Raw genomic sequence first — 12306 nt, forward strand, 5'->3', positions numbered from 1 at the left:
AAGGAAGGAATAGATATATTATGTTTAAAGGATTTATTGATAAATTAAAAAATGGACTTGAAAAAACCAAAAATAATTTCACGGAAAAGATAACAGACCTTTTAAGTAAGGCAGTTAATATAGATGAAGAACTTTATGAAGAGTTAGAAGAAATACTTATAACTTGTGACATAGGAATAGAAACTACACTATATATTATAGAAAATTTAAAGAAAAAAATAAAAGAGGAAAAGATAAAAGATCCTTCTCTTTTGAACAATTGTTTAAAGGAGGTAATAATGGATATACTGGGTGATGAAGAAAACAGCATAAAACCTAGTAATACTCCTGAAATAATTCTTGTAATAGGTGTAAATGGAGTAGGAAAGACCACATCTATAGGAAAAATATGTTATAGATTAAAAGATGAAGGATACAAGGTGATTATGGCGGCAGCAGATACCTTCAGGGCAGCGGCTATAGAACAACTGGAAATATGGAGTGAGAGAGCAGGAGTGGATATAATAAAGCATCAGGCAGGTTCAGACCCTGCTGCAGTTATTTTTGATGCTATTCAGGCGTCCAAGGCAAGAAAGGCAGATATTTTGGTTTGTGATACTGCAGGCAGACTACATAATAAGAAAAATTTAATGGAAGAACTTGCAAAAATAAATAGAGTAATAGACAGAGAGTATAAAGAAGCATACAGGCAGACATTCCTTGTATTGGATGCTACAACGGGTCAGAATGCTCTGCAGCAGGCCAAACAGTTCATGGAAATTTGCCCCATAGATGGGATAATACTTACCAAGCTAGATGGAACTGCTAAAGGAGGCATAGTAATATCAATAAAACATATGCTGAATATACCGGTAAAGCTAATAGGAGTGGGAGAAGGTATATATGATTTACAGGAATTTAAAAGCAGAGAATTTATAGAGGCATTATTTTAAGTGTTAAGTGAAAATACTTGACATCACCTCAGAGTTTTGGTATTATAAAGCTCGTTAAGAAGTTTTAAAGTATTTTTAAATTGAGAGGGTATTATGGAAGAAAGAGTACAGCTTTCCATATTACTTGATATATATGGAGAGCTCTTAACGGAAAAACAGAGAAATGTTTTGGATCTTTACTATAATCAGGATTTGTCTCTGGCAGAAATAGCAGAACATACAAATACCAGCAGGCAGGCGGTATACGATATTATAAAAAGGTGCCATAGTCTTTTGATACACTATGAAGATAAATTGAATTTGACAGAAGAAAGAAAAAATATAGAAAAGAGTAAGAAAGGCATTATTGACTTTATAGATTCACTATACTCTGATAAAAATGCTGAAGTATTAGATAAGATAAAAAATTATGTAATAAATAATATTTGAGTTTGGGAGGATTAGCATGGCTTTTGAAGGATTAGCATCTAAGCTTCAGGAAACTTTAAAAAAGCTTAGAGGTAAGGGAAAACTTTCTGAAAAAGATATAAAAGATGCTATGAGGGAAGTAAAACTAGCACTTTTAGAGGCGGATGTTAACTATAAAGTAGTAAGAAATTTTGTTAAAAGTGTTAGTGAAAAGTGTTTGGGAGAAGAAGTGCTGAAAAGTCTTACTCCGGCACAGCAGGTTATAAAAATAGTAAATGAAGAACTTACATCTCTTATGGGTAAAAATGAGAGTTCCATTGAATATTCTCCTGATGGATTAACTATAATAATGCTGGTTGGACTTCAAGGGTCAGGAAAAACTACCATGTGTGGAAAATTAGCGCTGCAACTTAGAAAAAAGAACAAGAGGCCTCTCCTTGCAGCCTGTGATATATATAGGCCTGCAGCAATAAAACAACTGCAGATAGTTGGAAAACAAATCGACATACCTGTGTTTTCATTGGGAGATAAAGTAGGGGCTGTGGATATATGTAAAGGTGCAGTGGCTTATGCTAAAGATAATAATTTAAATGTAATTATAATAGATACTGCAGGCAGACTTCAAATAGATGAAGAATTAATGGATGAATTGAAACAGATAAAAGAAAATATAAATCCCCAGGAAATACTTTTGGTAGTGGATTCTATGACTGGACAGGATGCAGTTAATGTGGCATCTAGTTTTAATGAACAGCTTGATATAAATGGAGTTGTACTTACAAAGTTAGATGGAGATACAAGAGGAGGAGCAGCTCTGTCTATAAGGGCCATTACGGGGAAACCTATAAAGTTTATAGGTATGGGAGAGAAAATGAATGACCTTGAAGTATTTTATCCAGATAGAATGGCTTCCAGAATATTGGGTATGGGAGATGTGCTGTCACTTATAGAAAAAGCACAACAGTCAATTGATGAGGAAGAGGCAAAGAAGCTAGGGGATAGAATGCTAAATAAGGAGTTTAATTTTGAAGACTTTTTAGCTGTAATGAATCAAACTAAAAAATTGGGGCCTATAAGCAAGCTTATAGAAATGGTACCGGGAGTAAATACCAAGGATTTAAAAGGACTAGATCTTTCCCGAGGAGAAAAAGAGATGGTAAAGGTTGAAGCCATAATAAATTCCATGACATTAAAAGAAAGAAGGAAACCCGCTATTGTGAGTGGATCTTCTTCACGAAAGAAAAGAATAGCTTTAGGTTCTGGCACTAGTATACAGACAGTGAATAAACTACTTAAAGATTTTGAGAAGATCAAAAAAACAATGAAACAGTTTAATGGCATGAAAAAAAGCTTTAAGAAGGGATTATTTGGTAAGTTTCCTTTTTAAAATATAATCAAGGTTTAGAATAAGATTATCTTTTTTTGGTAAGTTTTGTCTAGACCTGAGAATTATTTGATACTACTAAGGAGGTGATATTAATGGCAGTAAAAATAAGATTGAGAAGAATGGGTGCTAAGAAGGCTCCATTTTATAGAATTATTGTGGCGGATTCAAGATCTCCAAGAGATGGTAGATTTATAGAGGAAATAGGATATTACAATCCTTTGACTGAGCCTACTATTATTAAACTTGATGAAGAAAAAGCTGTAAAGTGGGTAAAAAATGGTGCTCAGCCAACAGATGTTGTAAAGAAGCTTTTCGATAAGGCAGGCTTAAAGGATAAACTTGGTAAGTAATTAACTGGGGGTGTATTAAATGAAAGAATTAGTTGAGATTATTGCTAAATCACTAGTGGATAACCCGGATATGGTTCAAGTAAATGAAATTTCAGGTGAGCAATCTATAATTCTTGAATTAAAAGTTGCACCAGAGGATATGGGAAAAGTAATAGGAAAACAGGGAAGAATAGCTAAAGCTATAAGAACTGTAGTAAAAGCTGCAGCTATAAAAGAGAATAAAAGAGTGGTTGTAGAGATAATATAAGAGTTAGATTATCTAACTCTTATATTATCTGATATGGAATCTCTAATAAAGCCACTACTGCTTATATTGGTGGTAATCACAAATAAAACAGGATGGTATTTTCTATGAAAGATTTTATAACAGTGGGACGAATAATAAATACCCATGGATTAAAAGGAGAATTGAAAGTATACCCTTTAACTGACGATAGTAACAGATTTAAGGAATTGAAATCTGTGTATGTGGATGGTATATTGAAAAATATAACAGGATGTAAGTTGCAGTCTAAAAAAGTAATTCTTAAAATCGAAGGTATAGATTCCATAGAAAAAGCATTGGAGTATAAAGGTAAATATTTAGAAGTATCCAGAGAAAATGCAGTTAAATTAGAAGAAGGCAGATATTTTATTGTTGATATAGTAGGATGCAGGGTAATAGATGAAGAAGGAGTTTTTTATGGAGAAATATCAGAAGTAATACATACACATCATAATGATGTTTACTGGATAAAAGGGGATAATGAACTTTTAATTCCAGCCATAGGAGACATAGTTTTAAAGGTGGATATAGAAAAAAAGGAAATAATTATAAAGCCGGTGGAAACATGGATGTAAAAATAGACATAGTAACTCTTTTCCCAGAAATGTTTCATGTATTTAATTGCAGTATAATTGGAAGAGCCATTGAAAAGAATATTTTAAGCATAAACACTTTTAATATAAGAGATTTTACTGAAAATAAACATAGAAAAGTAGATGATTATCCCTATGGGGGAGGCTCTGGAATGATAATGACTGTCCAGCCTATTGTGGATTGCATAAATGTTGTAAAAAGTGAAAATAAAGGACCTGTAGTGTATTTAGGACCTAAAGGTAAAATTTTTGATCAGTCCATGGCAAAAGAGCTTTCAAAAGAAAAAGAACTAATATTTTTATGTGGACATTATGAGGGTATAGATGAAAGGGTTTATAGGTATATAGACTTGGAAATATCCATTGGAGATTTTATAGTAACTGGTGGTGAAATGGCTTGTATTCCTATTGTGGATAGCATATGTAGAATGATACCTGGTGTACTTTCAGGTACTGAAAGTTATACTGAAGAATCTTTTTATAATGGGGTACTTGAGTATCCCCAGTATACAAGGCCAGAGATTTTTAGGGGAGACAGAGTACCTGAGGTTCTGACCTCTGGCCATCATGAAAATATAAGAAAATGGAGAAGGGCAAAGTCACTTATATTAACTAAATCTAAACGGCCGGATTTATTTAAAAATATAAAATTATCAAAGGAAGATAAGCAGTTAATAGAATTATATGAAAATGGATATACTGATTAAATAGTTTCCAAAATTATAAATTAAGTATATAAGTATATAGGCACAAATGCAGATTTAAATTATATGTTGAAAAAAAAATATGGTTGTGATAAAATTCTTGTTGTGTCATACGGGCGTTCCTCTGTCTATAAATGTTACAAGATAAGAACGTTTAATAATTGTTTAGGAGGTTATGCACAATGTTAGATATAATAAAACAAATAGAATCAGAATATATAAGAACTGATCTGCCTAAGTTTAACATAGGGGATACAGTAAAGGTTCATGTAAGGATTAAAGAAGGAAATAGGCAGAGAGTACAGGTTTTTGAAGGTATAGTTTTAAAAAGGCAAAATGGTGGTGTTAGGGAAACTTTCACTGTTAGAAGAGTAGCCTATGGTGTGGGTGTTGAAAGAACATTTCCTGTTAATGCACCTATAATAGAAAAAATACAAGTAGTAAGAAGAGGTAAAGTAAGAAGAGCCAAATTATATTATTTAAGAGATAGAGTAGGTAAAGCGGCTAAGGTAAAAGAAATATTAAAATAAAAAAGAGGGGCTTTATAAAGTCCCTCTTTTGTATATTAAGGTGGTGTGAAAGTTTTGTTGAAGGAATTGGTAGAACTTGGTAAATCTGTAATAATAGCTATTATAGCTGCATTTTTAATTATAACTTTTGTGTTTGAAACTGTAAGTGTAGATGGGCGTTCTATGGATCCTACTTTGAATAACAAAGATCGTTTAATTGTAGAAAAAGTAAGCTACTATTTTAGAGCGCCAAAGGCAGGAGATATAGTAGTAATAAAATATCCTGCAAACCCTAAAGAAAAGTTTATTAAAAGAGTGATTGGAGTAGGCGGGGATAGGATAAAAGTTGAAAATGGAAATCTTTATGTAAATGATGTGCTTAAGAAAGAGACTTATATATTAGAACCTATGATAGGGGATTTTGATGAAGTTACGGTGCCTGAAAATACTGTGTTTGTAATGGGGGATAATAGAAATAATAGTAGGGACAGCAGGTTTTCTGATGTAGGATTTGTAGATTATAAAATGGTAGTAGGAAGGGCAGCTCTTAGAATATATCCTTTTAATAGGATGGGGAGTTTAAGTTCAGTTGTAAATTAGAGGAGAAGATATATGGCTATAAATTGGTTTCCTGGACATATGGCCAGGACTAAAAGAGAAATTAAAGAGAATTTAAAGTTAGTAGATGCTGTTATAGAAATAAGGGATGCTAGAATCATAAGGGCTAGTAAAAATCCTGATATAGAAAATATCTGTGGCAACAAGCCTAGAATAATATTGTTAAATAAAAGTGATTTAAGTGAAGAAAGTATAACAAGGCAGTGGATAAGTTACCTTTCTGAAGACAATGTGAGAATTTTATCAGTAAATTGTAATACAGGTCAGGGACTTAAAAGTATAAGGCCTATGTTAAATGAACTATTAAAAGAAAAACATAACAAAATGAAAAACAAAGGTGTTTCAAAAATAATTGATAGAGCTATGGTGGTAGGGATACCAAATGTAGGAAAGTCTTCCTTTATCAATAAAATGGCAAAGAGTAGCATAGCTAAAATAGGAGATAGACCGGGAATCACAAAAAGTAAGCAGTGGATTAAAACGAAATTAGGGGTAGAACTCATGGATACACCAGGTATATTGTGGCCTAAATTGGAAAGTGAGGAGACGCAGTTAAATTTGGCTTTTACCGGTGCCATAAAAGATGAAATTATGGATATAGAAAATCTGGCACTTATGCTTCTTAAAGTGTTATGTAGGGATTATCCTGATAGAGTAATAAGTAGGTATAAATTAAATGGGTTGAGTGAGGAGCCTTTGGAGAATATGAATAATATAGCCATAAAGAGGGGGGCGATATTACCTGGAAAAGAAATAAACTATAATAGAGTATCTATTATGCTTTTAGATGAATTTAGGGGCGGAAAATTAGGACCTATTTCTTTAGAAAAACCATAATTATTGAGGAGTAAGCATAATGTATGAAAGTAATGAATATATAAATAAATCTGATAAGGAAGTAGAAGATATATTTTGGGATAATCTAGAAAAGTTTAATTTTGAAAAGATAAAAAGAGAAGTTACCCACTTAAAAAAACAGTATTTTTGTTTTAAAGATCATAATATGTTTGTAGATATATTAAAAAAGCTAAAGGCAGATAAAAGAAAAAATGTGAATGGATTATATTCTAATTTTTATAAATTTCTTTTAAATCAAAAAAAAGAAATTGAAAGAGTAAAAGAAATGTATAATTTTGATAAGCATTTTGGAAATTATATATATTTAGCTGGAACAGATGAAGTAGGAAGAGGTCCTTTAGCAGGTCCTATAGTTGCAGCTGCAGTTATACTTGATTTAAATTATGTAGAAGATAAAAAGTTGATTTTGGGGGTAAAAGATTCTAAAAAACTGACTGAAAAGGCTAGACAAGGGTTGTCTAAGATTATAAAAGAGAAGGCTTTAAGCTATAATATTGCGGCTATAAATAACAGAGAAATAGATAAGAGAGGAATTTCTTGGTGTAATAATGAAGTGCTTAAAAAAGCTGTATTAGGTTTAAAATTACCTGTAGAGATGGTTTTATCTGATGGATATGCTGTTAGAAATTTACCTATGAGAAACGAATTTATAATAAAAGGTGATTCGAAAAGTGTAAGTATAGCAGCAGCTTCCATTATAGCTAAAGTCTATAGAGATGAACTTATGAAGGAGTATTCAAAAGTTTATACTGAATATAATTTTCAAAATAATTCTGGGTATGGAACCAAAGAACATATTGGTGCCATAAAAAAGCACGGCACCTGTAAAATACATAGATTAAGTTTTTTGAAAATATAGTGTGAGACAAAATATATAAGGTTATATTTGAAAAGCATCTTTAATAAGTTTTATAGATGGAACATCATTATAAGTATTAAATATAATTTCTATTACATCAAATCTAAAATTAAATTTAAATAATTTCTTTTTAAGCATATACATATTGGCTGCTTTATAGATTCTAAGGCGTTTAGAATAATTTACAGATTCACAAGGATTTCCATATAATTTTCCGTAGCGGGACTTAACTTCTATAAAGCAAATATAATCACCATCTTTTCCTATAATGTCTATTTCACCTAATTTGCATCGGAAGTTTTTTTCAAGTATAGTATATCCAAGCTGATTTAAATAATTTTTAGCAATATCTTCGCCCAGGGAACCTATATCCTTGTTAAAAGAATGCATAAATTTTCCCCTTTCATTTCCAAACTTTTTTATTATTATACCATTTGTAATAAAAATTTGCATTATTCCCCTATTATTTTTTATTAAGTAATTCTCTTTATTTATATAATCCGTTATTCACCATTAATAGTATATATTATTTAAATTACTGAATTATTTGAATTTAATTGTACTGGAGTTAAAATTATTTATTAGATTGGGTATGTATATATTTATACAAATCAATAAAAAAAATATAGAAATTACGCTTCCAATGCTAATAATATCGATATTATTAGTTTTTATTCCAGTTAAAAACAATACAATTCCAAGCATTAGTCCCAGCATAACAAATATAAAACACATAAAACCACCCTATCTTCATAAAATTTGTATTATATAGCTTTTATTACATATATTATACAATTATTGTAAAATAAAATAAAGAATTTTTATAAACTTTATATAAGGGGCAGTGAATTTTACTTATATAAAATCATTGCTTATAAATTTTCTATAGTAGAGGGCTTCTTTTATATGAACTTCTTTTATTTGTTCACAGTGATTTAAATCAGCTATAGTTCTGGATATTTTCAGTATTTTACCGTAAGCTCTAGTAGTTAGATTATAGTTTACATAGATTTTTTTTATTAATTCTATGGATTTTTTATTTAGTTTGCAGTATTTTCTTATAAGTGATATGTCCATATCTGAATTATAATATATATTTTCATCTTTAAATCTTTCTTTTTGAATATTTCGGGCACTTGTTACCCTCTTTTTTATGTTTTTGGAACTTTCCCCTTTAGAATAGTTTTCAATATACTTAAAATCAATGGGATTTATGTATGTAAATAGATCTATTCTATCTAAAAAGGGTCTGGATAATTTTGATATATACCTTTTCCTTTCATATTCAGTACAAGTACAAGGCCTGTTAGAAGAAAAATTACCACAAGGGCACAAATTAGTAGCTAGAATAGTCATAAAATTACAGGGAAAAGTAACAGTGCCAGAAGAGCGGGTTATAGTTATTTTTTTATCTTCTAAGGGCTGTCTTAAAGCTTCTAATACATTCTTTTTGAACTCCAGTATTTCATCTAAAAATAGTATTCCTTTATGAGCTAAAGATATTTCTCCAGGCATTAGTCTTTTCCCCCCTCCTACTAGGGAAATAGGAGTACTCGTGTGATGGGGATTTCTAAAGGGAGGAGTTGTAAGCAATCCTTCTTTTTGTGGTAAATTTCCACTTACACTATATATTTTAGTAACCTCTAAAGCTTCATTATAGTTTAGATCAGGTAATATAGAAGGCATTCTCTTGGCTAGCATGGTCTTCCCGGATCCAGGAGCCCCTGAAATAAGTATGTTGTGATTCCCAGCAGCAGCAATTTCCATAGCTCGTTTACAACTTTCCTGTCCCAATACGTCTGAGAAATCAGGTAAAAACTGTTTTTGGGTATGTACTTTTCTATAGTTATAGGGGAGTAGATCCCTATATCTTATAAAATAGACTACTTCTTTTAAATTCTTAAAGGCATAACAGTTACTTCCCTTTATTGAAGAACATTCTTCTGCGTTATTTATAGGAACTATAAAGTTTATTATGTTATTTTTTATACCTTCCATTGTTATTGGGAATACCCCTCTTATTTTATTTAAATCTCCACATAGCGAAAGTTCACCCATTATTAAGAATTCTTGTGAGTCACAAAAATCTATTTGGTTTGTGGCAATTAATATTCCAATAGCTATGGGTAAATCGAACAAAGATCCTACTTTTTTTATATCTGCCGGAGCCAGGTTAACTGTTATTTTCTTTATTGGAAATTCAAATCCTGAATTTACAATAGAGGCTCTAACCCTTTCTTTAGATTCTTTTACTGAAGTATCTGCAAGACCCACTATATTAAAGGATGGGAATCCCCTTTTTACATCTACTTCAACTGATATAATATTTCCTTCTATGCCCAAAAAAGAAGCTGTATTTATTTTGATAGCCATTTTATTATCACCTCTGGCTAATTCTTGACAATAACTAAACCTTTTAATCTTATGGATAGGAAAATATTATAATTTTTCATAGGTGTTTTTTAACATTAAACTGTCCTTTTCAAGTAAGGGACTTTCACAGATAATACATCCTTTTACATTGAAATTTTTCAGACTCCTTAGACAATCTATGTAATTGAAGTCACTTTCGAGGAAGGGAAGGTGTTTTCTTTCCCCTTTTTGGCTGTAATGAATACCGGACATATGTATATGCATATCATCTAAGGCATCCCGACCTAGTTTTTCTTCCACATATTGAAGAATTTGCTTGAAATCATCATAATTTTTTAATGCACCATTGTATCTGGCGTGAATATGGGCAAAATCTACACAAAGTTTACAGGAAGGTACTTCTTGGCATAGAGAAACTAATTCTTTTAAGCTCCCAAATTGACTCCCTTTACCTGTAGTTTCCAAACGATAGTCTACACTTTCCAGGGGAAGTTTAAGTAAATTTTCTTTTATAGTATTGTAAGTTTCTTCTTTAGAATCTTTTAAATAAAATCCAGGGTGAAATATAAGGCTTCTTCCTTGAACTTTAGATAATGCAGAAGCACCTTTTATAATTCGCTCTATTGATTTCAGTTGCTTCTCTTCCTCATCTGCATTTAAATTTATGAAATATGATCCATGAGCTGAAAGATAAAAGTCGTGTTCTATTTTTTTACTTAGTATGGATTCTTTATTTTTATCTGTTACATTTACAGAACGGACAAAAGGCAGTTCCATGGCATCTAGGTGCAGGGAAGCCAGATAATCTATGGCAGAGGAATAATTGAATTTAATACTGCCATCTCCAAGAGGAAGTCCTGATATACCAAATAATAACTTATTCATATTTAATCTCCTTTAGGGTAATAACTTATCCAGATGCAGCGGTACTTATCTTCCATTTTGAAGAAGAGAAGGAGTGTCAGTACTGGTAGCATTGGGATAAAATCTTTTGTTTAATAGTTAATATAACATATAAGAACTTCCTATGTAAACTTAAGCTGATATTTTATTTGAATTAGGAATAAAATATTTAAATTGTGAGCATAATTTTTACATAATTATGCATAAAGGATGTGAATAATATATGAATATATATGATTTGTGGTTTGCATCTATACGGATGTCCAATAAAATAAAAATGAATATTATAAAGAGATTTTCTAGTATAGAGGAAATATATGAGACAAATATTTGTGCCAATAATTTATATTTTATTAAAGGGTATGAAAAAATATATGTGGAATTAAAAAGGTCATGGAATAGGGAGCGGCTGCTAAATATTATGGAATATTGTTTTAAAAAAGATATTAAAAGTATAAACTTTTATGAAGAAGATTATCCTAAAAGATTAAAAAACTATGAGGATTCTCCAGCAGTTCTATTCTATAAAGGGAATATAAGGAGGTTAAATGACAACTTAAATGTTGCACTGGTAGGTGCTAGAAATTGTAGTTTTTATGGGGAAAATATAGCATCGTTAATAAGTAAAGAAGTATCTATAAATAACATTAATGTAATAAGTGGCATGGCAAGAGGAATTGATAGTTTTGCCCATAGAGCTTCTATAAAGAGTGGAGGATACACCTGTGGGGTACTTGGCTCAGGAATAGATGTAATATATCCTCCTGAAAATAAGAAACTATATGAAGATATCCTGCAAAAAGGATGCATATTATCTGAATTTATTCCCAAAACAAAACCTTATGCTTATAATTTCCCTTTGAGAAATAGAATTATAAGTGGACTTAGTGATGTTGTGATTATTGTAGAAGCAGGAGAGAGAAGTGGAGCTTTAATAACGGCTAGCTGTGCATTGGAGCAGGGTAAGGATGTGATGGCTATACCAGGATCTGTGTTTTCATCTAAAAGCAAGGGAACCAACAGGCTTATAAGAGATGGAGCTTATGTATTTACATGTATAAAGGACTTATTTCAATTATTATCCTTGCCTTATATAAATAAAGATTGTGAAAAAGAGAATGTATTAAATGGCAAACAGGAAAAAATACTTAAAATTATAGGACAAATTCCTAGGAATATAGATGAAATATGTAGGATTACTAATATTGACATAAAACAATTATATGAGTTATTATTTGAATTGCAGTTAAAAAATAAAATAAAGTGTGTTTCAGGTAATTATTATGTAAAAATTGAAAGCAGTAGAAGTATTATGGATTAAGGTATATTATTTGTTTAAATAAAGAATAATATTTAATTAATTAAAGAGACTATAAAGTAATTCATAGCTTTAGATGGAAAATATGTATTTTAGAGATACTTTCATCTGGCTTTTAGAAGCACTTGTTTTAAATAAGACAGTACTAACATTAAATAATAGAGTGCCGTCCAATTAAAAGTTTTAAGATAAATATCAATGGGTAAATAAGGGGGTGAAGTACTCTGGA

Annotated in this window: 15 protein-coding genes; 12 read left to right on the forward strand and 3 right to left on the reverse strand. The window is 30.9% G+C overall.

Annotation, left to right across the window (positions count from 1 at the left end; translation table 11 throughout):
• Positions 1-20: 20 nt before the first annotated feature.
• The 11 genes from ftsY (at position 21) to V7Q02_RS01245 (ending at position 7483) form a co-directional block, all read left to right on the forward strand.
• Positions 21-932: a signal recognition particle-docking protein FtsY gene (ftsY, locus tag V7Q02_RS01195; protein ID WP_333859134.1), complete on the forward strand. Its 912-nt coding sequence runs from the start codon at positions 21-23 to the stop codon at positions 930-932.
• A 93-nt stretch (positions 933-1025) separates the two neighbouring features.
• Positions 1026-1361: a putative DNA-binding protein gene (locus tag V7Q02_RS01200; protein WP_333859135.1), complete on the forward strand. Its 336-nt coding sequence runs from the start codon at positions 1026-1028 to the stop codon at positions 1359-1361.
• Positions 1362-1377: 16 nt separating this feature from the next.
• Positions 1378-2727, forward strand: coding sequence for a signal recognition particle protein (ffh, locus tag V7Q02_RS01205; RefSeq protein ID WP_333859136.1), 1350 nt, complete (start codon positions 1378-1380; stop codon positions 2725-2727).
• 92 nt (positions 2728-2819) lie between these two features.
• Positions 2820-3077, forward strand: coding sequence for a 30S ribosomal protein S16 (gene rpsP / locus V7Q02_RS01210; RefSeq protein WP_333859138.1), 258 nt, complete (start codon positions 2820-2822; stop codon positions 3075-3077).
• A 19-nt stretch (positions 3078-3096) separates the two neighbouring features.
• Complete coding sequence (locus V7Q02_RS01215) at positions 3097-3324, forward strand: KH domain-containing protein (protein WP_012101792.1); 228 nt, start codon at positions 3097-3099, stop codon at positions 3322-3324.
• Positions 3325-3428: 104 nt separating this feature from the next.
• Positions 3429-3917 carry a ribosome maturation factor RimM gene (gene rimM / locus V7Q02_RS01220; protein ID WP_333859139.1) on the forward strand — a complete coding sequence of 163 codons (489 nt, stop codon included), beginning with the start codon at positions 3429-3431 and terminating at the stop codon, positions 3915-3917.
• On the forward strand, positions 3908-4642 hold the full coding sequence (gene trmD / locus V7Q02_RS01225; RefSeq protein WP_333859140.1) for a tRNA (guanosine(37)-N1)-methyltransferase TrmD: 735 nt from the start codon (positions 3908-3910) through the stop codon (positions 4640-4642). Before rimM ends, trmD begins: the two co-directional genes overlap by 10 nt.
• A gap of 179 nt (positions 4643-4821) precedes the next feature.
• Positions 4822-5169 (forward strand): 50S ribosomal protein L19, encoded by a 348-nt coding sequence (gene rplS / locus V7Q02_RS01230; RefSeq protein WP_333859141.1) that lies wholly within the window; start codon positions 4822-4824, stop codon positions 5167-5169.
• Between the two features lie 54 nt (positions 5170-5223).
• Positions 5224-5748: a signal peptidase I gene (gene lepB / locus V7Q02_RS01235; RefSeq protein ID WP_333859142.1), complete on the forward strand. Its 525-nt coding sequence runs from the start codon at positions 5224-5226 to the stop codon at positions 5746-5748.
• A gap of 12 nt (positions 5749-5760) precedes the next feature.
• On the forward strand, positions 5761-6603 hold the full coding sequence (gene ylqF / locus V7Q02_RS01240; protein WP_333859143.1) for a ribosome biogenesis GTPase YlqF: 843 nt from the start codon (positions 5761-5763) through the stop codon (positions 6601-6603).
• A gap of 19 nt (positions 6604-6622) precedes the next feature.
• Positions 6623-7483, forward strand: coding sequence for a ribonuclease HII (locus tag V7Q02_RS01245; protein ID WP_333859144.1), 861 nt, complete (start codon positions 6623-6625; stop codon positions 7481-7483).
• 21 nt (positions 7484-7504) lie between these two features.
• Here the strand turns inward: V7Q02_RS01245 and V7Q02_RS01250 are convergent, their stop codons facing one another.
• The 3 genes from V7Q02_RS01250 to V7Q02_RS01260 form a co-directional block, all read right to left on the reverse strand.
• On the reverse strand, positions 7505-7873 hold the full coding sequence (locus V7Q02_RS01250) for a YraN family protein (RefSeq protein WP_333859191.1): 369 nt from the start codon (positions 7871-7873) through the stop codon (positions 7505-7507).
• A gap of 465 nt (positions 7874-8338) precedes the next feature.
• Positions 8339-9856, reverse strand: a complete 1518-nt coding sequence (locus tag V7Q02_RS01255) for a YifB family Mg chelatase-like AAA ATPase (RefSeq protein ID WP_333859145.1) — start codon at positions 9854-9856, stop codon at positions 8339-8341.
• A gap of 66 nt (positions 9857-9922) precedes the next feature.
• Positions 9923-10741 (reverse strand): TIM barrel protein, encoded by an 819-nt coding sequence (locus V7Q02_RS01260; protein ID WP_333859146.1) that lies wholly within the window; start codon positions 10739-10741, stop codon positions 9923-9925.
• 241 nt (positions 10742-10982) lie between these two features.
• Here V7Q02_RS01260 and dprA point away from each other — a divergent pair, with 241 nt between their 5' ends.
• On the forward strand, positions 10983-12080 hold the full coding sequence (gene dprA / locus V7Q02_RS01265; protein ID WP_333859147.1) for a DNA-processing protein DprA: 1098 nt from the start codon (positions 10983-10985) through the stop codon (positions 12078-12080).
• Positions 12081-12306: the final 226 nt, after the last annotated feature.

Origin of the sequence: Clostridium sp. (assembly GCF_036781005.1) — a bacterium.
Taxonomy (GTDB): domain Bacteria; phylum Bacillota; class Clostridia; order Clostridiales; family Clostridiaceae; genus Clostridium_B.